This is a genomic window from Streptomyces sp. 11-1-2, from assembly GCF_003595545.1.
Taxonomy (GTDB): domain Bacteria; phylum Actinomycetota; class Actinomycetes; order Streptomycetales; family Streptomycetaceae; genus Streptomyces; species Streptomyces hygroscopicus_B.
In genome coordinates this window covers 2,824,460-2,845,281 of record NZ_CP022545.1, presented here as the reverse complement: position 1 = coordinate 2,845,281, position 20,822 = coordinate 2,824,460, and the positions used below count along the sequence as shown (strand labels likewise).

General features: G+C 69.7%; 20 protein-coding genes. 18 read left to right on the top strand and 2 right to left on the bottom strand.

The genetic code is table 11. The features are described from left to right. Positions 1-28 precede the first annotated feature (28 nt). The gene (locus tag CGL27_RS11900) at positions 29-994 is read left to right on the top strand and encodes a tRNA (adenine-N1)-methyltransferase (protein ID WP_014059516.1); all 966 of its coding nucleotides are present in this window, start codon (positions 29-31) and stop codon (positions 992-994) included. A gap of 126 nt (positions 995-1,120) precedes the next feature. Beyond that, entirely contained in the window at positions 1,121-1,720 is a 600-nt protein-coding gene (locus CGL27_RS11895; protein WP_119994358.1) for a hypothetical protein, read from the top strand. An 18-nt stretch (positions 1,721-1,738) separates the two neighbouring features. On the opposite strand, the gene CGL27_RS11890 is transcribed toward CGL27_RS11895, so the two are convergent. Beyond that, the gene (locus tag CGL27_RS11890) at positions 1,739-2,062 is read right to left on the bottom strand and encodes a ferredoxin (RefSeq protein WP_043236825.1); all 324 of its coding nucleotides are present in this window, start codon (positions 2,060-2,062) and stop codon (positions 1,739-1,741) included. A 224-nt stretch (positions 2,063-2,286) separates the two neighbouring features. On the opposite strand from CGL27_RS11890, the gene arc reads away from it, so the two are divergent. The 5 genes from arc to prcA all read left to right on the top strand — a co-directional run bounded on the left by arc (position 2,287) and on the right by prcA (position 7,960). Then, positions 2,287-4,053: a proteasome ATPase gene (gene arc / locus CGL27_RS11885; protein WP_078640505.1), complete on the top strand. Its 1,767-nt coding sequence runs from the start codon at positions 2,287-2,289 to the stop codon at positions 4,051-4,053. A gap of 259 nt (positions 4,054-4,312) precedes the next feature. Further along, a complete protein-coding gene (gene dop, locus CGL27_RS11880) occupies positions 4,313-5,824 on the top strand; it encodes a depupylase/deamidase Dop (protein ID WP_078640504.1) in 1,512 nt (503 codons plus the stop codon). 135 nt (positions 5,825-5,959) lie between these two features. After that, complete coding sequence (locus CGL27_RS11875; RefSeq protein ID WP_078640503.1) at positions 5,960-6,178, top strand: ubiquitin-like protein Pup; 219 nt, start codon at positions 5,960-5,962, stop codon at positions 6,176-6,178. A gap of 109 nt (positions 6,179-6,287) precedes the next feature. Then, a complete protein-coding gene (gene prcB / locus CGL27_RS11870) occupies positions 6,288-7,133 on the top strand; it encodes a proteasome subunit beta (RefSeq protein WP_078640502.1) in 846 nt (281 codons plus the stop codon). A gap of 53 nt (positions 7,134-7,186) precedes the next feature. Next, entirely contained in the window at positions 7,187-7,960 is a 774-nt protein-coding gene (prcA, locus tag CGL27_RS11865; RefSeq protein WP_078640501.1) for a proteasome subunit alpha, read from the top strand. Between the two features lie 137 nt (positions 7,961-8,097). Here the strand turns inward: prcA and CGL27_RS11860 are convergent, their stop codons facing one another. After that, entirely contained in the window at positions 8,098-9,078 is a 981-nt protein-coding gene (locus CGL27_RS11860) for a LacI family DNA-binding transcriptional regulator (protein WP_119986474.1), read from the bottom strand. A 452-nt stretch (positions 9,079-9,530) separates the two neighbouring features. Between CGL27_RS11860 and CGL27_RS11855 the strand changes: the two genes are divergently transcribed. The 11 genes from CGL27_RS11855 (at position 9,531) to CGL27_RS11805 (ending at position 20,812) form a co-directional block, all read left to right on the top strand. Next, on the top strand, positions 9,531-10,814 hold the full coding sequence (locus CGL27_RS11855) for an MFS transporter (protein ID WP_119986472.1): 1,284 nt from the start codon (positions 9,531-9,533) through the stop codon (positions 10,812-10,814). Between the two features lie 9 nt (positions 10,815-10,823). After that, positions 10,824-12,185: a Pup--protein ligase gene (pafA, locus tag CGL27_RS11850; RefSeq protein ID WP_078640498.1), complete on the top strand. Its 1,362-nt coding sequence runs from the start codon at positions 10,824-10,826 to the stop codon at positions 12,183-12,185. Between the two features lie 113 nt (positions 12,186-12,298). Continuing rightward, positions 12,299-13,294 (top strand): FKBP-type peptidyl-prolyl cis-trans isomerase, encoded by a 996-nt coding sequence (locus CGL27_RS11845; RefSeq protein WP_078640497.1) that lies wholly within the window; start codon positions 12,299-12,301, stop codon positions 13,292-13,294. Between the two features lie 39 nt (positions 13,295-13,333). Next, positions 13,334-13,708, top strand: a complete 375-nt coding sequence (locus CGL27_RS11840) for an FKBP-type peptidyl-prolyl cis-trans isomerase (RefSeq protein ID WP_078640496.1) — start codon at positions 13,334-13,336, stop codon at positions 13,706-13,708. Between the two features lie 114 nt (positions 13,709-13,822). Next, positions 13,823-14,788: a WYL domain-containing protein gene (locus tag CGL27_RS11835; protein WP_119986470.1), complete on the top strand. Its 966-nt coding sequence runs from the start codon at positions 13,823-13,825 to the stop codon at positions 14,786-14,788. A gap of 19 nt (positions 14,789-14,807) precedes the next feature. Then, a complete protein-coding gene (locus tag CGL27_RS11830; RefSeq protein ID WP_119986468.1) occupies positions 14,808-15,767 on the top strand; it encodes a WYL domain-containing protein in 960 nt (319 codons plus the stop codon). Beyond that, entirely contained in the window at positions 15,760-16,023 is a 264-nt protein-coding gene (locus CGL27_RS11825; RefSeq protein WP_119986466.1) for a hypothetical protein, read from the top strand. Before CGL27_RS11830 ends, CGL27_RS11825 begins: the two co-directional genes overlap by 8 nt. Before the next feature lie 10 nt (positions 16,024-16,033). Continuing rightward, positions 16,034-16,237 (top strand): hypothetical protein, encoded by a 204-nt coding sequence (locus CGL27_RS11820; RefSeq protein WP_119986465.1) that lies wholly within the window; start codon positions 16,034-16,036, stop codon positions 16,235-16,237. A gap of 282 nt (positions 16,238-16,519) precedes the next feature. Then, positions 16,520-16,810 carry a Sec-independent protein translocase subunit TatA gene (gene tatA, locus CGL27_RS11815; RefSeq protein WP_119994357.1) on the top strand — a complete coding sequence of 97 codons (291 nt, stop codon included), beginning with the start codon at positions 16,520-16,522 and terminating at the stop codon, positions 16,808-16,810. Between the two features lie 66 nt (positions 16,811-16,876). Next, a complete protein-coding gene (gene tatC / locus CGL27_RS11810; protein WP_119986463.1) occupies positions 16,877-17,842 on the top strand; it encodes a twin-arginine translocase subunit TatC in 966 nt (321 codons plus the stop codon). A 147-nt stretch (positions 17,843-17,989) separates the two neighbouring features. After that, a complete protein-coding gene (locus tag CGL27_RS11805) occupies positions 17,990-20,812 on the top strand; it encodes a DEAD/DEAH box helicase (protein WP_119986461.1) in 2,823 nt (940 codons plus the stop codon). Positions 20,813-20,822: the final 10 nt, after the last annotated feature.

The following is a 20,822-nucleotide window of genomic DNA, read 5'->3' as shown; positions in this document are numbered from 1 at the left end:
AGGGTGAAGTGCCCGGTAGGCTGTTCACATGTCCGAACCGACCGGTGCCGCCCGCCGTCGCGGGCCCTTCCAGGTCGGGGACCAGGTCCAGCTCACCGACCCCAAGGGACGCCACTACACCTTCACGCTCGAGGCCGGGAAGAACTTCCACACCCACAAGGGATCCTTCCCCCATGACGAGCTGATCGGTGCCCCTGAGGGAACCGTCGTGCGTACCACGGGAAACGTCGCGTATCTCGCGCTGCGCCCCCTGCTCCCCGACTATGTCCTGTCCATGCCACGCGGTGCCGCCGTGGTCTACCCCAAGGACGCGGGGCAGATCCTGGCGATGGCCGACATCTTCCCCGGCGCACGTGTCGTCGAGGCGGGCGTCGGCTCCGGCTCGCTCTCCATGTTTCTGCTGCGGGCCATCGGCGACCAGGGCATGCTGCACTCCTACGAGCGCCGGGCCGACTTCGCCGAGATCGCCGCCCAGAACGTCGAGCGCTACTTCGGCGCCCCGCACCCCGCCTGGCGGCTCACCGTCGGCGACCTCCAGGACAACCTCAGCGACACCGAGGTGGACCGCGTGATCCTGGACATGCTCGCCCCCTGGGAGTGCCTGGAGCCGGTGTCCAAGGCGCTCGTCCCCGGCGGCATCCTGTGCGCGTACGTCGCCACCACCACCCAGCTCGCCCGCACCGTGGAGTGCATCCGCGAGCACGGCACCTTCAACGAGCCGTCGGCCTGGGAGACCATGGTCCGCACCTGGCATGTCGAGGGCCTGGCCGTACGGCCCGACCACCGCATGATCGGCCACACCGGCTTCCTGCTCACCGCCCGCCGGCTCGCGGACGGTGTGGAGCCCCCGATGCGCCGCCGCAGGCCCGCCAAGGGCGCCTACGGCGAGGACTACGTGGGCTGGGGCACCGCGAAGGACACCGGCGCCGCGGACGCCTCAGGAGGCGGCCGGAGCGCATCCGGCGGCCAGGACACCCCGTCCGGCGACGCCTGACGGCCGCCTGACGGACACCGGCGCCACAACGGCTCGGCGCGGCCACCGAATTCCCCGTGTGCGGGCGGTGGCCGCGCCCCTGTGAGATGTGGCACGATGCGGGACATCTCCCGCCTCAGCCCTTACATGGAGTCATCCCGCGTGCAGCCTCTGGGCCCGGATCTCGCGCACACCCATCCCCGTCCGGTGCACTGGGTCGCGACCGCGGCCGCCGTGGCCGCCGTCATCGCCGGGGGGTCGTTCTTCCAGCCCTCCGACGCCAAGGCCACCACGTCCACCGCCGCCTCCGCCCCGCGTGCCGGGGGGCTTCCGGCGGCCAAGGCCCCCGATCCCCGCGCCGCGGACTATCCGATGGACTGCGGACGGGCCAGGCCCGACGTCATCGACCGGGCCTCGGCGGACCTGGACGGCGACGGGCGGCCGGAGACCGCCGTCGTGGTGCGCTGCGCGACGGCGTTCGGCACCCCGCCCAGTGGCGTGTACGTGCTCTCCCAGCCGGCCCGTGCGGGAGCCGCGCCCCGCGTGGTGGCCACGTTCGTGGACCCGAAGGAAGGGATGAGCGTCACCGATTTCGCGGTGCGCGGAAAGACGGTTTCGGCCACCTTGCTCGGATACTCGTCGGCCAAGGTGCCGCGGTGCTGCCCGGATCAGCAGCGCAAGGTCAACTGGCGGTGGCGGGAGGGCAGGTTCGTCCTGAAGGCGCTGCCGGTTCCGGGGAGTGTGTGAGCGGTCGCTCGCGGAGTGTCACTCCGCGTCGGGGCCGTAGACCTCGATCCGGTCCGTGACGCGGCGTACATGGATGCAGTCGCCGGGGCACTCCTTGGCGGAATCCTTGACCTCGGTGAGCAGGGTCAGGGGGACCGGAGTGGTGGCACCCTTCTCCTGTAGCAGCTCATCGTCGGCGCTCTTGACGTAGGCTAGACCGTCGATGTCGAGTTCGAAGACCTCGGGAGCGTACTGGGCGCAGATGCCGTCGCCGGTGCACAGGTCCTGGTCAATCCACACTTCAAGATCGCCGAGCTCCTCGTTTCGCACGGTGTGCCCCCTGCTGTTCCTTCGATACGCCATTCAACAGTGTCTAAATATCGCCAGCCCTGACGGGTGTTGACCGTGTCGACGATACAACCGGTCGCTTTCCGATGTTGTTGGGTGGGTATTCGGCTGGTGTGAGGGAGTGCGCAAGGGTGAAGATCGGACACACGCCGACCGGGTTTGTGATCTAGGGGTTTCAACCCGCACCGGCCCAGGTAGGGTCAGGAAGCGTCCAGCTCCCCTTGGAGGAGGTGAGGACCGTGGCAGCCCACGACGACGACATCAACCGCGGCATCCGGCCGGGGCGGGGGTCTGATGACCCTGCCGGCCAGGTTGCCTATCTCGAGCAGGAAATCGCCGTCCTGCGCCGCAAGCTCGCCGACTCTCCGCGTCATACGAGGATTCTCGAAGAGCGGATCGTCGAGCTGCAGACCAATCTGGCGGGAGTCTCCGCACAGAACGAGCGGCTCGCGAACACACTCCGTGAGGCCCGCGACCAGATCGTGGCCCTCAAGGAGGAGGTCGACCGGCTTGCCCAGCCGCCGGCCGGTTTCGGAGCCTTTCTGCAGGCGAACGAAGACGGTACGGCCGACATCTTCACCGGGGGCCGTAAACTCCGGGTGAATGTCAGCCCAAGCGTCGAGCTCGACGACCTCAAGCGCGGCCAGGAGGTCATGCTCAACGAGGCGCTCAATGTGGTCGAGGCCATGGAGTTCGAGCGCGCCGGGGACATCGTCACCCTCAAGGAAGTCCTTGAGGACGGCGAGCGCGCCCTGGTGATCGGGCACACCGACGAGGAGCGGGTGGTGCGGCTGGCAGAGCCGCTGCTGCACACCACCATCCGCCCCGGTGACGCCCTGCTGCTCGAGTCCCGGTCCGGCTATGTCTACGAAGTCGTTCCGAAGAGCGAGGTCGAGGAGCTCGTCCTCGAAGAGGTTCCGGACATCGACTACACCAAGATCGGCGGTCTGGGAAACCAGATCGAGCTGATCCGCGACGCGGTCGAGCTCCCGTACCTCTACCCCGACCTCTTCAAGGAGCACGAACTGCGGCCGCCGAAGGGTGTGCTGCTGTACGGTCCGCCCGGCTGCGGCAAGACGCTGATCGCCAAGGCCGTGGCCAACTCCCTTGCCAAGAAGGTCGCCGAGGTAACCGGCAAGCCCGCGGGGAAGAGCTTCTTCCTCAACATCAAGGGTCCCGAGCTGCTCAACAAGTACGTCGGTGAGACGGAGCGGCACATCCGGCTGGTCTTCCAGCGGGCTCGGGAGAAGGCCAGCGAGGGCACGCCCGTCATCGTCTTCTTCGACGAGATGGACTCCCTCTTCCGCACCCGTGGCTCCGGGGTCAGCTCGGACGTGGAGAACACCATCGTCCCCCAGCTGCTCTCCGAGATCGACGGCGTGGAGGGCCTGGAGAACGTGATCGTGATCGGTGCCTCCAACCGAGAGGACATGATCGACCCGGCGATCCTGCGCCCCGGCCGCCTCGATGTGAAGATCAAGATCGAGCGTCCGGACGCCGAGGCCGCCAAGGACATCTTCTCGAAGTACCTCACGGAGTCCCTGCCGATTCACACGGACGACCTCACCGAGCACGGCCAGTCGCCCAAGGCCGCGATCGGCGGAATGATCCAGTCGGTGGTCGAGCAGATGTACACCGAGTCCGAGGAAAACCGCTTCCTGGAAGTCACCTACGCCAATGGCGACAAGGAAGTCCTCTACTTCAAGGACTTCAACTCCGGCGCCATGATCCAGAACATTGTGGACCGGGCCAAGAAGATGGCGATCAAGGACTTCCTGGACCACAACCAGAAGGGCCTTCGCGTCTCCCATCTGCTCGCCGCCTGCGTGGACGAGTTCAAGGAGAACGAGGACCTGCCGAACACCACGAACCCGGACGACTGGGCCCGGATCTCCGGCAAGAAGGGCGAGCGGATCGTCTACATCCGCACCCTGGTCACCGGAAAGCAGGGCGCGGACACGGGACGCTCCATCGACACGGTGGCGAACACCGGTCAGTACCTGTAACACCGCAGTCCGGCTGCGGATGTCCTGGACGGGGCATCCGCAGCCGGATGCGCTTTTCGGACCGCATTCTTCGTATGAGTCCTACGAGCCCGACCGGAGCAATGACTGAAATGATCTCCGCAGCACCGCTTGGCCGTTCTAGGCTCTTCGGTACCGCACGATCGCGGCACGGGGGATCGGGGGCCGCATATGGACCGGGAGCGCAGCGGTACTTGAGCGCCGACCTCAGCCGGGGGCGGCGCCGGGCAAGGAGGGCCGCATGACCGTACGGCGCGTAATGGGTATCGAGACGGAGTACGGGATCTCCGTCCCCGGGCACCCGAACGCCAATGCCATGCTCACCTCATCCCAGGTGGTCAACGCCTACGCGGCGGCGATGCACCGGGCGCGTCGCGCCCGCTGGGACTTCGAGGAGGAGAACCCGCTGCGGGACGCCCGCGGCTTCGACCTCGCGCGCGAAACCGCAGACTCCAGCCAGCTCACGGACGAGGACATCGGCCTGGCCAATGTGATCCTCACCAACGGCGCACGGCTCTATGTGGACCACGCCCACCCCGAGTACTCCGCCCCCGAGGTCACCAACCCCCGGGACGCGGTGCTCTGGGACAAGGCGGGCGAGCGCATCATGGCCGAGGCCGCCCTCCGCGCCGCCGAGCTGCCCGGCGGACAGTCGATCCACCTCTACAAGAACAACACCGACAACAAGGGCGCCTCCTACGGCACGCATGAGAACTACCTGATGAAGCGGGAGACCGCCTTCTCGGACATCGTGCGCCACCTGACGCCCTTCTTCGTCTCCCGCCAGGTCGTCACCGGCGCCGGCCGCGTCGGCATCGGCCAGGACGGCCATGAGCACGGCTTCCAGATCAGCCAGCGGGCCGACTACTTCGAGGTCGAGGTCGGCCTGGAGACCACGCTCAAGCGCCCGATCATCAACACCCGCGACGAGCCGCACGCCGATGCCGAGAAGTACCGCCGGCTCCACGTGATCATCGGGGACGCCAACCTCTCCGAGCTCTCGACCTACCTCAAGCTGGGCACCACCGCCCTGGTGCTGTCGATGATCGAGGACGGCTTCATCGCCGTGGACCTCGCGGTGGACCAGCCGGTGCGCACCCTGCACCAGGTCTCGCACGACCCGACACTGCGCCGTCTGATCACGCTGCGCAGCGGCCGCACACTGACCGCGGTGCAGCTCCAGATGGAGTACTTCGAGCTCGCCCGCAAATACGTCGAGGACCGCTACGGAGCGGACGCCGACGAGCAGACCCGGGACGTCCTGACCCGCTGGGAGGACGTGCTGAACCGGCTGGAGCGCGATCCCATGAGCCTGTCCGGCGAGCTGGACTGGATCGCCAAGCGGGAGCTGCTGGAGGGCTACCGCCGCCGCGACACCCTGGAGTGGGACGCGGCCCGGCTGCATCTGGTGGACCTGCAGTACGCCGACGTACGCCCCGACAAGGGCCTGTACAACCGGCTGGCGGCGCGCGGCAAGATGAAGCGGCTGCTGGACGACCAGGAGGTCGCCCGCGCCCAGAACAAGCCCCCGGAGGACACCCGCGCCTACTTCCGCGGCCGCTGCCTGGAGCAGTACGCGGACGACGTCGCCGCGGCCTCCTGGGACTCGGTCATCTTCGATCTGCCGGGTCGTGACTCTCTGCAACGGGTCCCCACGCTGGAGCCGCTGCGCGGCACCCGCAACCACGTCAAGGAGCTGCTGGACCGCTGCCGCACGGCCGAGGACCTGGTCCGGGTGCTGTCCGGCGGCTGAAATGCCCCCCAGCCGGGAATCATCGAGGTGGCCTCCGTACGTTGTAGCGAGTGGGAGGCCGATGTCGGACCCGGCTTGTAGGGTCTGATCTTGAGACCGATCGAATCAGCGGGCGAACCGAGCGGGGTGAGGGACATGGCGACCAAGGACACCGGCGGCGGTCAGCAGAAGGCGTCGCGCTCGACCGAAGAGGTCGAGGAGCAGGCGCAGGACGCGCAGGCCGCGGACGACCTGAAGGAGCGGCAGGAGAAGCTCTCCGACGACGTCGACTCCGTGCTGGACGAGATCGACGACGTGCTCGAGGAGAACGCGGAGGACTTCGTGAGGTCGTTCGTCCAGAAGGGCGGGCAGTAAAGCGCGTCCTCTCCGTCCTGCGTCCCCGCGAAGGGGGCGCAGGACGGATGACTTCCATGGCCAGGGGTATGGTCCGTGCAGTATTTCAAGATCTGGTGGAAGGAAACGTGTGGAAGCCAACACTCGTAGCACAGGGCGTCTGCCGGCTGCCTTCCTGACGCCCGGCTCCTCGTCGTTCATGGACTTCCTGGGCGAGCACTCGCCCGAGCTGCTTCCGGGGAACCGTCCGCTGCCCCCGGTACAGGGCGCCATCGAGGCCCCCCACGGCACCACCATCGTGGCGGTGAGCTTCCCCGGCGGTGTGGTGCTCGCCGGTGACCGCCGCGCCACCATGGGTAATGTCATCGCGCAGCGTGACATCGAGAAGGTCTTCCCCGCCGACGAGTATTCGGCCGTCGGGATCGCGGGGACCGCCGGTATCGCCGTGGAGATGGTCAAGCTCTTCCAGCTCGAGCTGGAGCACTTCGAGAAGGTCGAGGGCACCGTTCTCTCGCTCGAGGGCAAGGCGAACAGGCTCTCGACCATGATCCGCGGCAACCTCGGCATGGCGATGCAGGGCCTTGCCGTGGTCCCGCTCTTCGCGGGGTGGGACGTCGACCGGGAGAAGGGCCGCATCTTCTCCTACGACGTGACCGGCGGGCGTTCGGAGGAGCGCGGCTTCGCCGCCACCGGCTCGGGCTCGATGTTCGCCCGGGGCGCGCTCAAGAAGCTCTATCGCCAGGACCTGACCGAGGAGCAGGCCGCCACCGCCGTGCTCCAGGCGCTCTATGACGCCGCCGACGACGATTCGGCCACCGGAGGGCCGGATCTCGCCCGCCGTATTTACCCGATCATCACCTCCCTCACCGAGGACGGTTTCAAGAGGTTCAGCGAGGACGAGGTGTCCGAGCTCGCCCATGCCATCCATGAACGGCGCCTCGAAGAGCCGGACGGCCCCCGCGCCGCCCTTCTCTGAGAGGACGGTCCAGCCGGAATGCATTCGCCATTGACAGAAGGGACGGACAGCCGGTGACGACGCCGTTCTATGTTTCTCCTCAGCAGGCCATGGCCGACCGCGCCGAATACGCCCGTAAGGGCATCGCTCGCGGCCGCAGCGTGGTCGTGCTGCAGTACGCCGACGGCATCGTCTTCGTTGCGGAGAACCCGTCCCGCGCGCTGCACAAGGTCAGCGAGATCTATGACCGGATCGCCTTCGCGGCGGTCGGTAAGTACAACGAATTCGAGAATCTGCGCATCGGCGGTGTCCGTTACGCCGATCTGCGTGGCTATACCTATGACCGTGAGGATGTCACGGCCCGCGGGCTGGCGAATGTCTACGCCCAGACCCTGGGCACGATCTTCTCCAGTGCCGCTGAGAAGCCGTACGAGGTCGAGCTGATCGTCGCCGAGGTCGGGGAGGGCCCCGAGGACGACCAAATCTACCGCCTCCCGCACGACGGCTCCATCGTGGACGAGCACGGCTCGGTCGCCGTCGGTGGCAACGCCGACCAGATCAGCACCTATCTCGACCAGCGCCACCGGGACGGCATGACCCTGGCCGAGGCCCTCAAGCTGGCCGTCGACTCGCTCTCCCGCGACAACAACGGCGGGGAGCGCAGCCTCACCGCCGAGCAGCTCGAGGTCGCGGTCCTGGACCGCAACCGCCCCCAGAAGCGCAAGTTCAAGCGTGTCCTGGGCGGCCAGCTCTCCCGGCTCCTGGAGTCGGGAGAGGGAGCGGCGGACTCTGAGGAGTCGGCCGAATCCGGCGGGGCCGAGGAGTCCACCCCGGAGTCCGAGGACTGACCCAGCCGCTGCCGTTCGTTTCTCCGTCGCCGCCGCCCCGGGCCCACCCCGGGCGGCGGCGACGTTGTGCGGCGACGAGCCCACACGGCCCCCGCACCCAGGCCGCGCAACGACCGGAGCGGTAGCCCCGAGGCGGGTCAGGACCGTGGGGGAGGGGCCGTGGAGCCGCGGGGGATCAGCTCTACGGGCAGCACCGTGTCCCGGGGCGTCTCGCCGTCCATGAGCGTCATCAGGGCTCGCATACCGGCCGCACCCACCGCCTCCGCCGGGAGCCGCACCGTCGTCAGCTCCGGTTCCACCGCCGTGGCCAGCGCCAGATCGTCGAAGCCGGTCACCGAGATGTCGTCCGGGATCCGCAGCCCCAGCCGCCGGGCCGCCTTGCAGGCGCCCGCGGCCAGGATGTCGTCGTCGCAGACGAGCGCGGTCGGCCGGGGCCCGGGGCGGGTCAGGACGCGTTCGGCGGCCCGGCGGCCCTCCTCGACGGTCAACCCCGCCGGTTCGGTGCCCAACGCGGTGCCCGGGACCTCGTCCATCGCCTCCGCCAGGGCCCGGGCACGGACTTGGAAGGTCCAGGAGTCCACCGCCGCCGCGAGATGGGCCACCCGGCGGTGCCCGAGCGCCAGCAGATGCCCCGCCGCCTGCCGCGCCCCGTCCGCGATGTCGAGGTTGACGGTGGCCGCCGCGGCCGCGTCGTCCGGGTCGCTGTCGAGCATCACCAGCGGCAGTCCGCCGCCGCGCACCGCGGCCAGCGCGTCGGCCGCCATGGAGGAGGCGATCACCCCGTCGAGCGAGGCGCGCGCCGAGTCGAACGGGTCCCGGGCCGGGCCCACGCCCTCGGGGGACGGATAGAGCACCATCCCGAAGCCATGGTCGGCGGCGACCCGCTCGGCGCCGGTGTAGACACGGGCGAAGAACTCGGTCGTCAGGGCGGGCACCACCATGAGCACGGTCCTGGTGCGGCCCAGGCGGAGGCTGCGGGCCGCGAGGTTGGGGCGGTAGCCGAGATCGCGCGCGGCGGCCCGTACGGCCTCCACGGTGCGCTCGGAGACCCGTCCGGGCCACTTCTCGCCGAGCACCAGGGACACGGTCGCCTGGGACACGCCCGCCAGGCGCGCCACATCCCGGCTCGTCGCCCGTCCCGCGACCGGCCGCCCCGCGGCCGCCGGGCCGCCCGGACCAGCGGCAGCCCCGGCCCCCGGGCCGGCGGCCGACGTGTCCGCCGGGCGAGCGGCAGTCCCGCCCCCGCCCGGGCCCTCGCGCCGCGCGGACTCACCCGTCCGGCCGGTTCCCCGGGAACCTTTCCCGGCGGCCCCGTCCGCCGCGTGGGCGCGGTCCGCGCTCGCCACCATCGCCTCCGCTCCCTCCGCCGCCACGCGTCTCGCCGCCGGCTGCTCATTTCGGCCCGCGAGTGGACCCGCGGTGGCGGCCATGGTACGTATGACGCTGGCAGTTATACGTACAACGTCACACACGACCCGCGACGCACCCGCGACGCACTCGCGACAACCCACAGGAACCCGCAGGACCTGAAGCAGAACCTGAAGCGGACCTGGCAAGGAAGGGGCAGGCAATGGCGGCTGGTTACGGGGAACTGCTGCGCACCCCGCACGCGGCACGGCTGCTCATCGGCACGCTGCTGGGACGGCTTCCGAACGCCACCGCCGCCCTGGCCGTGCTGCTCTTCTCCCGCGCCGAGGGCGGCAGCTACGCCCTCGCCGGGGGGCTGTCGGCCGTCTACGGCGCGGCCAACGCGGTGGGCCAGCCGCTGCTGGGCCGGGCCGTGGACCGCTTCGGCCAGCCCTGGGTGATGCTGCCCGCCGCCGTGGCCTCCGCGCTCGGGACGGTCCTGTTCGCCGTCGTCGGGCTCGACCCGCTGCCCGTGGCGTACGCCGCGATGCTGATCGCCGGGCTGTTCACCCCGCCGCTGGAGGGCGGGCTGCGGGCGCTGTGGCCCTCGGTGCTGCGGCGCGAGGACCAGGTGCACGCGGCGTACGCGCTGGACGCCGTGGCCCAGGAGGTGATGTTCGCCGTCGGCCCGCTGCTGGTCACCCTGAGCGTGGCCGTGTGGTCCGAGGCGGCCGCACTGCTGGTCATCAACGCCATCGGGGTCGCGGGCGCGCTCTGGGTCGTGGTCTCGCGGCCGTCGCGGCAGTGGCGCTCGGCGCCGCGCGAGGCGCACTGGCTGGGCGCGCTGCGCTCGCCCGGGCTGCTGGTGCTGCTCGGCTCGTTCTTCTTCATCGGGCTCGCCCTCGGCGCGATCGCGGTGGCCGCCGTGGCGTACGCCGACGAGCACGGCGGCGGCGCGGTCTCCAGCGCGCTGCTCTCCGCCCTCGGCGTGGGCGCGCTGGCCGGCGGCATCGTCTACGGCGGCCGCACCTGGCCCGGCGCGCCCGAACGGCGGCTGCGACTGCTGGTGGCCGCGCTGGCGCTCGGCTATCTGCCGCTGATGCTGGTGCCTGGCGTCGTCATGATGACCGTCCTCGCCGGGGTGGCTGGGGTGTTCCTGGCCCCGGCGCTGGCCTGCGCGTTCGTCGTCGTGGACCGCCACGCGCCCACCGGCACGGTCACCGAGGCGTTCTCCTGGCTGGTGACCACGTTCGTGGTGGGCAACGCGGTCGGCACCGCCGTGGCGGGGCCCACGGTCCAGCTCGGCGGAGTGGCCCCCGGATTCGCGGTGCCCGCGGCCGGTGGAGTGGCCGCGCTGGCGGTGCTGCTGGCCGCCCAGCGGTTCCTCCTGGACCGGCCACACCCCGTCGTCCGGCCGACCGTTCCCCCAACACCGGATGAACCCTGCGCGGAAAATGATCGCAACCGTGCCGTCGAACCCGGTTTCAGAGCACGCCATCAGGCGTAATGTTCAGGCATGGACCGCCGCATTTTCGGGCTGGAGAACGAGTACGGCGTCACGTGCACATTCAGGGGACAGCGCCGGTTGTCTCCTGACGAAGTGGCGCGCTACCTCTTCCGCCGTGTCGTCTCCTGGGGCCGCAGCAGCAATGTCTTCCTGCGCAACGGCGCCCGCCTCTATCTCGACGTGGGCTCGCACCCGGAATACGCAACCCCCGAGTGTGACAACGTGACCGAGCTGGTCACTCACGACAAGGCAGGCGAGCGCATTCTCGAGGGTCTGCTCGTGGACGCGGAGCGTCGCCTGCACGAGGAGGGAATCGCGGGCGACGTCTATCTCTTCAAGAACAACACCGACTCCGCGGGCAACTCCTACGGCTGCCACGAGAACTATCTGGTGGCACGGCATGGCGAGTTCTCCCGCCTCGCCGACATTCTCATCCCGTTCCTGGTGACGCGACAGCTGCTGTGCGGTGCGGGCAAGGTGCTCCAGACCCCGCGTGGCGCCGTCTACTGCGTCAGCCAGCGCGCCGAGCACATCTGGGAGGGCGTCAGCTCCGCGACGACCCGATCCCGGCCGATCATCAACACCCGCGACGAACCCCACGCCGACGCCGAGCGCTACCGCCGGCTGCATGTCATCGTGGGCGACTCCAACATGTCCGAGACCACCATGCTGCTCAAGGTCGGCGCCACCGATCTGGTGCTCCGCATGATCGAGGCGGGCACCGTGATGCGTGACCTGACCCTGGAGAACCCCATCCGGGCGATCCGCGAGGTCAGCCATGACATCACCGGGCAGCGCAAGGTGCGGCTCGCCAGCGGGCGCGAGGCGTCCGCCCTGGAAGTGCAGCAGGAGTACTACGAGAAGGCCGTCGACTTCTGCGAGCGCCGCGGCATCCGCACCGGCATGGTCGAGCGCGTCCTCGAGCTGTGGGGCCGCACCCTGGACGCGATCCGCACCGAGGACCTCGACCGGATCGGCACCGAGATCGACTGGGTGATGAAGTACAAGCTCATCGAGCGGTACCGAGCCAAGAACAACATCACCATGTCCCATCCGCGGATCGCCCAGATAGACCTCGCCTACCACGACATCCACCGCCGCCGCGGCCTCTACTACCTGCTGGAGAAGCGGGGTCAGGCGGCCCGGGTCTGCAACGACTTGAAAATCTTTGAGGGCAAGTCGGTGCCACCGCAGACCACCCGCGCCCGGCTGCGCGGCGACTTCATCCGCCGGGCCCAGGAGCAGCGCCGCGACTTCACCGTCGACTGGGTACATCTGAAGCTCAATGACCAGGCACAGCGCACCGTGCTGTGCAAGGACCCGTTCCGTTCGGTCGACGACCGCGTGGAGAAACTCATCGCCGGTATGTGACCGGCGTACGGCTTACCTTGCCCTCGGGCCCCGTGCGTTCTCCGGACGGGGCCCGAGTCACGTCGTAGAGTGGCGCGCATTGGCCATCGCAAGATCTACCTAACGAGGACTCCGTGCGCCGACGCTCCGTACTCCTTGCCGTGCCCGCGGGCCTGCTGACACTCGCGGGCTGTGGTGACGACAAATCAGGGTCCGACAAGTCCAAGCCGTCACAGGAGCCGACGAGCCAGAGTCCTTCACCGGCCCCCAGCGGCAAGATCGTCTCCGGACCGGTGCCGCCCATTACCGCTGGTAAGAAGTTCGGTGAGAAGCCGAAGGTCGCCAAGGGAACGGGTAAGCCGCCGCACGATCTCGCGGTCAAGACGATCAGCCAAGGGGACGGCAGGAAGACGGTCAAGGGGGACTGGGTCCAGATCAACTACCTGGCGCAGATCTGGGACACCGGTAAGGCCATCGACAACACCTTCGACAAGAAGAAGACCGCCGCCTTCCCGATCGGCAAGGGCCAGGTCCTCCCGGGCTGGGACCAGGGCCTGCTGGGCCGGAACCTCGGCAGTCGGCTGGAGCTGGCCGTCCCGCCCGCGTACGCCTACGGCAAGCAGGGCCAGCCGCAGGCCGGTATCAAGGGGACCGACACGCTGGTCTTCGTCATCGACCTCGTGGGTGCCTTCAACGCCAAGAGCTCGGCCAAGGGCAGCAAGGTGGAGCAGACCGACGCCGACCTGCCCAAGGTGTCCGCCAACACCGACGGCAAGGCGCCCACCATCACCCTCCCCAAGAAGGCCGCGCCGAAGAAGCTGGTCTCCGAATACGTCATCGAGGGTGACGGCCAGGAGGTCAAGAAGACCGATGCCCTGCTCGTCCAGTACAAGGGCGTGCTGTGGGACGGCGGCAAGGAGTTCGACTCCACCTACAAGCGCGGTGAGCTCGCCCAGTTCTCGCTGCAGCAGGTCGTCAAGGGCTGGTCGCAGGGGCTCACCGGCAAGAAGGTCGGCAGCCGGGTGCTGGTCGTCGTGCCCCCGGACCTGGGCTACGGCAAGGCGGCCCAGAAGGGCATCCCCGCCAACTCCACGCTGGTGTTCTCCGTGGACATCCTGGCGGTTCTGTAACCTGTGCGGGTTGCCCACAACGTCACAAGGAGCAATTTCGTGAGCATCGAGAAGCCCGAGGTCGACTTCCCGGGCGGCGAGCCGCCGGCCGAGCTGGAGATCAAGGAGATCTGGGAGGGCGACGGGCCCACGGCCAAGGCCGGCGACAACATCGCCGTGCACTATGTGGGCGTCTCCTTCAGCACAGGTGAGGAGTTCGACGCGAGCTACAACCGCGGCACCCCGCTGCGGATCCAGCTCGGGGTCGGCCAGGTCATCTCCGGCTGGGACCAGGGACTCCAGGGGATGAAGGTCGGCGGCCGCCGGCAGCTCATCGTCCCGCCGCACCTCGGTTACGGGGACCGTGGCGCCGGCGGTGGCCGGATCAAGCCGGGCGAGACGCTGATCTTCGTCTGCGATCTGGTCTCCGTCTGAGACGGCGGTCCGTCGCGCCGAGGGCTCCTGCCAATGGGCAGGGGCCCTCGGCTTTTGCCGCGCGTCCCCGTAGCGGTACGGTCACGTGCGTAAGGTCACGAAGAAAGGGCGTCGATGGCGATTGCCAAGGCCGAGCGGCTGATGAACCTGGCCCTGTGCCTGCTGGGAACGCGGCGTCCGCTGACCAAACGGGAGTTGCGGGGCTCCATAGAGGCGTACCTCCAGACCGACGCGGCGAACGATGAAGCGTTCAACCGCATGTTCGAACGCGACAAGGACGACCTGCGCGAACTCGGCCTGATCATCGAGACGGTGGAGGGCCTCGACGGCGAGATCGGCTATCTCGCCCGCCGGGACAGCAACCGCCTCCCGCCGATAACCCTCGACGCCGAGGAGGCCGCCGCCCTGGGCCTGGCCGCCAAGGTCTGGCAGCAGGCCCGGCTCGCGGGCGCCGCCAGCGGCGCGCTGCAGAAGCTGCGCGCCGCCGGGATGCCGGTCACCGAGGATCCGTACGACACGCCGGGGCACAGCGCGCTGGAGCCGCGCATCCCGGTCCACGAGGCCGCCTTCGAGCCGCTGATGCTCGCCTGCCGCGACCGCCGCCCCGTTCTCTTCGACTACCGCAAGTCGAACGCCGCGCGCCCCGAGCAGCGGCAGGTCGAGCCCTGGACGCTGGAGTCCTGGCGCGGCCACTGGTATCTCGCCGGATGGGACCGCGAGCGCGCCGCCGAGCGGGTCTTCCGGCTCTCCCGGATCACCGGGCGGGTCCGGCTGCGGTCCGACGCGTACACCGCCGAGGTGCCCGACCACGTCACCGTCCGGGAGACCGTGGAGACCTGGGCGGGCGAGACCGCCACCGGCACCGCCCGGATCAGGCTGCGCTCGGGCCACGGCTATCCACTGCGGGCGAGGGCGCTGTCCACCCGGGCGGCCGACGACGGCTGGGACGAGCTGGAGATTCCCTACGGGCACGGCCTGGACGCCTGGCTCGTGGAGTTCGGTCCGGACGTGGTCGTATTGGGGCCCGACGAGCTGCGGGCGGATGTCGTGGACCGGCTGCGCGCGGTCGCCAAGGGCTGAGGGGACGGATCACTTCATCATGGCCGGAAACGCCATTGACCAGACCCGGCGGATGCTCTCCCTGGTGACATATCTGCGCGAGCGCCCCGGCGCCCGCGTCGCCGATGTCGCCCGGGCCTTCGGCATCAGCGAGGACGAGCTGATCGCCGACCTCGATGTGCTGCCGCTGTGCGGCACCAGCTTCCGCGGCGGCGATCTGCTGGACATCGACACCGACGGGGAGCGGATCTGGTGGCATAACCCCGACGACGTCGCCGAGCCGCTGCGGCTGGCGGCCGACGAGGCCACCGCGCTGCTGGTCGCCGCCCGCGCCGTCGCCACCCTCCCCGGGCTGCGCGAGGGCGACCGGGAGGCGCTGCTGCGGGCCACCGCCAAGCTGGAGGCCGCGGCGGGCGAGGTGGCGGGCGCCAGCTCCCGGCTCTCGGTGATCTTCGAGTCGGAGGGCGGCGTCTTCGCCGACGTCGACCGTGCCATCTCCGAGCGCCGCAGGCTGTGGCTGCGCTACTACTCGCCCGCGCGCGATGAGATCACCGAGCGCGAGGTCGACCCGATCCGGCTCTTCGCCGTCGGTCGCACCTACATGGAGGCGTGGTGCCGCCTCTCCGAGGCGCGGCGGACCTTCCGGCTCGACCGGGTCGTCGAGATCAAGCTGCTCGACGAGGCGTCCGATCCGCCGCCCATCGAGCTGCGCGATCTGTCGGACCTGTCCTCCGCGCTGGTGCAGACCGGTGCCGAGGACCCCGAGGTGGTCGTCGAGGTCGGCCCCGGCGGGCGCTGGGTCGCCGAGTACTACCCGCACGACAGCGCGGAGGAGCTGCCCGACGGCGGCCTCCGGATCACTCTGCGCGCGCCCGACCCCGGCTCGCTGCGGCGCCTGGCGCTGCGGCTGGGCAGGGACGGCCGGATCGTCTCGCCGCAGGGTCTCGCGGACAGTGCCCGGGACGCGGCGCGGCAGGCGCTCGCGGCGTACGGTGAATGAGGGGACGCACACAGTGACCGCACGGGGGAGTGCCGCTTCGGTGGTTTTCAAGGCAGCCTGTCCGGAGTGCCGGGGCAGGTTCGAGCTGGCCGCGGGCGCGCTGCGGCTGGCCATCGGGGCCAGCGACCGCACCACCTTCTACTCCTTCACCTGCCCCGACTGCGGAACCATGGTGCGCAAACCGGCGGGGGAGCGGATCGTGGAGCTGCTCACCGGTGGCGGGGTGCGCACGCTGCGGCTGCACTCCACCGTCTAGGCTCTGCCGCATGCTCTGGCCGATGCTCGCCCTCGCCCTCGCCTTCTGCGGAATCGCCGTACTCGCCGTGCTCTCGGTGCGGGTCCACGCGGAGGTCCGCAGGCTGGCCCGGCAGGTGTCGGACAGCTCGCAGCGGATCACCCGGGCCGCCGAGGACCTGGAGCGGGCCTCGGCTCCGCTGGGATCAACGGTGGACGCTCTGCGTCGCGAGTGAGAGCCGCCCTGCGTCGCGAGTGAGAGCCTGCTGCGCGTCAGGAGCACGGTCCGCAGGGGTCCGCAGGTGATGGGCGCTCTGCTGCGCCACAGCCAAGCGGGGTACGCTGAGATTTCGCGGCCCTGGTAGCGAGGCGGAGGGTCGCAACCCGGAGTCCGCACGGGGATTGCTTCCGGTTTACCCCTGCGCGCTACGATCGCTGACAGCACGGCTGCCGGACACCAGTCCGACCGTCGGGCAGCCCCACCCCCAGCCGCCTCGGTGAGAAGGAAGACGCTTATGCTGTTCGGAAAGATCGGCGTTCCCGAGATTCTCCTCATCCTTGTCGTCGTGCTGCTGCTGTTCGGTGCCAAGAAGCTTCCGGACATGGCCCGCTCGCTGGGCAAGTCGGCCCGGATCCTCAAGAGCGAGGCGAAGGCCATGAAGTCGGATGGTCAGCAGCAGCAGACCACGCCGGCCGACCCGCCCCAGCCCGGCCAGGACGAGTCCACCCATCGTACGATCCAGGCCGCGCCCGGAGACGTGACCAGCTCGCGTCCGGTGTCGGAGCCGAGCGACACCACCAAGCGCTGACCCAGGGCCACTTGAAGGCGGCGGCATTGGAAGGCCGCCACCGGACGCACGAGATGAGGACGTGGGTTGCTCAAGTCTGCCCGCACGAAGGAGAAGGACCCCGAGGGGCGGATGCCCCTGGCTGAGCACCTGCGTGAACTGCGCAACCGGTTGCTCAAGTCTGTCCTGGCGATCTGCGTGGTCACGATCGTCGCGATGTTCTACTACATGGACATCGCCAAATTCCTGATGCAGCCGGTGCTGGACGCCGTCGGCTGTGGCGGGGTCTCGCTGTCCGATCTCTCCGGCAAGGGGAGCAAGGGCCACGACTGCGCCTACTTCACCGTGAACGGTCTGCTGTCGCCGTTCACGATCATGCTGAAGGTCTCCTTCACAACCGGGCTGGTGGTGGCCACCCCCATCTGGCTCTACCAGCTCTGGGCCTTCCTCGCGCCCGGGCTGCACCGCAACGAGAAGAAGTACGGCCTGTTCTTCGTCGGGCTCGGCGTACCGCTCTTCGTCTGTGGCGCGTACTTCGCGTACATGATCCTTCCGACCAGCGCCAAGGTCCTCATCGGCTTCACCCCCGAGGGGGCCAACAACCTCCTCCCGCTGGACGACTTCCTCGATCTGCTCGCCCGGATGATCGTCGTCTTCGGACTCGCCTTCGAGCTTCCGCTGCTGCTGATCCTGCTGAACTTCACCGGCATCCTCACCGGACGCCGGATGCTCGGCTGGTGGCGCGCCATGATCATGGGCATCACGGTCTTCGGCGCCATCGCCACCCCCAGCACCGACCCGATCGGCATGTTCGCCCTGGCCGGACCGGTCGTCGTGCTCTACTTCGGCGCCGTCGGCGTCTCCCTGCTCAACGACCGGCGCAAGGCGCGCCGCCGGGCCGCCGACCCGGACTTCGGCCTGAGCGACGACGAGGCGTCCGAGCTGGATCTGACCCCCGAGGCCGTCGCCGCGCCCAGCGCCAGGCCGGAGCTCACTGACGGGGACGACTCCGGCGGCACCCCCCGGCGCAACGGCTACGACGACGTCACCTAGCCGTCCGTAACCGCTCCGGGCACGGGCGGGGCAGCGTCCACGGCCCCGTCCCGGCCCGGTGGGCCGAACAAAGCTCCGGCGGACCGAACAAAGCCCCGATAAAGATCGCGTGCGCTGTCGGAGGTGGCCGGTAGGCTCGTAGATACGATGACCGACGAGCTATCTCCCGCCGAGCGCTATGCGGCGTCCCGCGCCCGGGCCGCCGAGCAGGCCACCGCGCTGGCCCCCTTCCGCGAGATGTACGACTTCGAGCTGGATCCCTTCCAGATCGAGGCGTGCAAGGCCCTGGAGTCCGGCAAGGGCGTGCTGGTCGCCGCCCCCACCGGCTCGGGCAAGACCATCGTGGGCGAGTTCGCCGTCCACCTGGCGCTGACCCAGGGCCGCAAGTGCTTCTACACCACGCCCATCAAGGCGCTGTCCAACCAGAAGTACACGGACCTGGTGAGGCGCTACGGCGCCGACAAGGTCGGTCTCCTCACCGGGGACAACAGCGTCAATTCCGATGCCCCGGTGGTCGTGATGACCACCGAGGTGCTGCGGAACATGCTCTATGCCGGCTCTCAGTCGCTGCTCGGCCTAGGCCATGTGGTGATGGACGAGGTCCACTATCTCTCCGACCGGTTCCGCGGCGCCGTCTGGGAGGAGGTCATCATCCACCTCCCCGAGTCGGTGACATTGGTGTCACTCTCCGCGACGGTTTCCAATGCCGAGGAGTTCGGCGACTGGCTCGACACCGTCCGCGGTGACACCGAGGTCATCGTCTCCGAGCACCGCCCCGTGCCGCTGTGGCAGCACGTGCTGGCCGGGCGCCGGATGTACGACCTGTTCGAGGAGAAGAGCGGCCAGGACGGCGACCAGAGCGGGCGCCGCGAGGTCAACCCCGATCTCGTCCGGCTGGCCCGGACGGAGAGCAGCCGGCCCACCTTCGGCCGCGACAAGCGCCGCGGCCGCAATATGCGCGAGGCCGACCGGGAGCGCGAGCGCCGTCAGCGAAGCCGGATCTGGACCCCCGGCCGGGCCGAGGTGATCGACCGGCTCGACTCCGAGGGGCTGCTCCCCGCCATCACCTTCATCTTCAGCCGGGCCGGCTGCCAGGCCGCCGTCCAGCAGTGTCTCCACGCGGGGCTGCGGCTCAACGACGAGGCGGCGCGCGCCCGGGTGCGGGCCCTCGTCGAGGAGCGCACCGCCGGGATCCCGGACGAAGACCTCCATGTGCTGGGGTACTTCGAATGGCTGGAGGGGCTGGAGCGGGGCATCGCGGCCCACCACGCCGGAATGCTCCCCACCTTCAAGGAAGTTGTCGAGGAGCTCTTCGTCCGCGGCCTGGTCAAGGCCGTCTTCGCCACCGAGACCCTCGCGCTCGGCATCAACATGCCCGCCCGTTCGGTGGTGTTGGAGAAGCTCGTCAAGTGGAACGGCGAGCAGCACGCGGACATCACCCCCGGTGAGTACACTCAGTTGACCGGCCGGGCCGGGCGGCGCGGTATCGATGTCGAGGGCCATGCGGTGGTGCTGTGGCAGCGCACCATGGACCCCGCGGCGCTCGCCGGGCTGGCCGGCACCCGGACGTATCCGCTGCGCTCCTCCTTCAAGCCGTCGTACAACATGGCGGTCAACCTCGTCTCCCAGTTCGGGCGGCACCGCTCGCGCGAGCTGCTGGAGACCTCCTTCGCGCAGTTCCAGGCCGACAAGGCGGTCGTCGGCATCACCCGTCAGGTGCAGCGCAACGAGGAGGGGCTGGAGGGCTATCGCGACTCCATGACCTGCCATCTCGGCGACTTCGACGAGTACGCGCGGCTGCGCCGCGAGCTCAAGGACCGCGAGACCGAGCTGGCCAAGCAGGGCGCGGCCCAGCGGCGCGCGGCCGCCACGGTCGCCCTCGAGAAGCTCCGGCCCGGCGATGTCATCCATGTGCCCACCGGCAAGTTCGCCGGGCTCGCGCTGGTGCTGGATCCCGGGCTGCCCGCCGGGCGGGTCGGCGGCCACCGCGGCATGGAGTACCACGACGGGCCGCGGCCCCTGGTGCTCACCGCCGAGCGGCAGGTCAAGCGGCTGGCGTCGATCGACTTCCCCGTCCCGGTCGAGCCGCTGGACCGGATGCGGATCCCCAAGTCGTTCAATCCGCGCAGCCCCCAGTCCCGTCGCGATCTGGCCTCCGCGCTGCGCACCAAGGCCGGTCACCACGATGTGGGGCGCCGCCGTAAGGAGCGCTCGGCCGCCGCCGACGACACCGAGATCGCCCGGCTGCGCGCGGCCATCCGCGCCCACCCCTGCCACGGCTGCAGCGACCGCGAGGACCACGCCCGCTGGGGCGAGCGCTACCAGCGGCTGCTGCGCGACACCCGGCAGCTTGAGCGGCGCATCGAGGGCCGTACGAACACCATCGCCCGCACCTTCGACCGGATCTGCTCCCTGCTGAGCGAGCTCGGCTATCTGCGCGGCGACGAGGTCACGGACGTCGGGAAGCGGCTGGCGCGGCTGTACGGCGAGCTGGACCTGCTGGCCAGCGAATGCCTGCGCGAGGGCGTCTGGGAGGGGCTGCCCCCCGCCGAGCTCGCGGCCTGCGCCTCCGCGCTCGTCTACGAGGCGCGGACGGCCGATGACGCGCTGCCGCCCAAACTGCCCCCGGGCCGGGCCAAGGACGCGCTCGGCGAGATGGTCCGCATCTGGGGGCGGCTGGACGCTCTCGAGGAGGAGCACAAGATCAACCAGGCGGAGGGCGTCGGTCAGCGCGAGCCGGACCTGGGCTTCGCCTGGGCCGCCTACCGCTGGGCGTCCGGCCACGGGCTCGACGAGGTGCTGCGGGACATCGACATGCCCGCCGGTGACTTCGTGCGCTGGACCAAGCAACTGATCGATGTGCTCGGCCAGATCGCCGCGGCGGCCCCGGAGGGCACGGTGGCGCGGAACGCCCGCCGCGCGGTCGACGAACTGCTGCGCGGGGTCGTGGCGTACTCCTCGGTCGGCTGAGCCTGTCGCT

What these genes read in the sequence shown, in the direction of transcription:
- CGL27_RS11900 (WP_014059516.1), top strand. Translation starts at nt 29, where the DNA reads ATGTCCGAACCGACCGGTGCCGCCCGCCGTCGCGGGCCCTTCCAGGTC.
- CGL27_RS11895 (WP_119994358.1), top strand. Translation starts at nt 1,121, where the DNA reads ATGGAGTCATCCCGCGTGCAGCCTCTGGGCCCGGATCTCGCGCACACC.
- CGL27_RS11890 (WP_043236825.1), bottom strand. Translation starts at nt 2,062, where the DNA reads ATGGCGTATCGAAGGAACAGCAGGGGGCACACCGTGCGAAACGAGGAG.
- dop (WP_078640504.1), top strand. Translation starts at nt 4,313, where the DNA reads ATGACCGTACGGCGCGTAATGGGTATCGAGACGGAGTACGGGATCTCC.
- CGL27_RS11875 (WP_078640503.1), top strand. Translation starts at nt 5,960, where the DNA reads ATGGCGACCAAGGACACCGGCGGCGGTCAGCAGAAGGCGTCGCGCTCG.
- CGL27_RS11855 (WP_119986472.1), top strand. Translation starts at nt 9,531, where the DNA reads ATGGCGGCTGGTTACGGGGAACTGCTGCGCACCCCGCACGCGGCACGG.
- pafA (WP_078640498.1), top strand. Translation starts at nt 10,824, where the DNA reads ATGGACCGCCGCATTTTCGGGCTGGAGAACGAGTACGGCGTCACGTGC.
- CGL27_RS11835 (WP_119986470.1), top strand. Translation starts at nt 13,823, where the DNA reads ATGGCGATTGCCAAGGCCGAGCGGCTGATGAACCTGGCCCTGTGCCTG.
- CGL27_RS11830 (WP_119986468.1), top strand. Translation starts at nt 14,808, where the DNA reads ATGGCCGGAAACGCCATTGACCAGACCCGGCGGATGCTCTCCCTGGTG.
- CGL27_RS11820 (WP_119986465.1), top strand. Translation starts at nt 16,034, where the DNA reads ATGCTCTGGCCGATGCTCGCCCTCGCCCTCGCCTTCTGCGGAATCGCC.
- CGL27_RS11805 (WP_119986461.1), top strand. Translation starts at nt 17,990, where the DNA reads ATGACCGACGAGCTATCTCCCGCCGAGCGCTATGCGGCGTCCCGCGCC.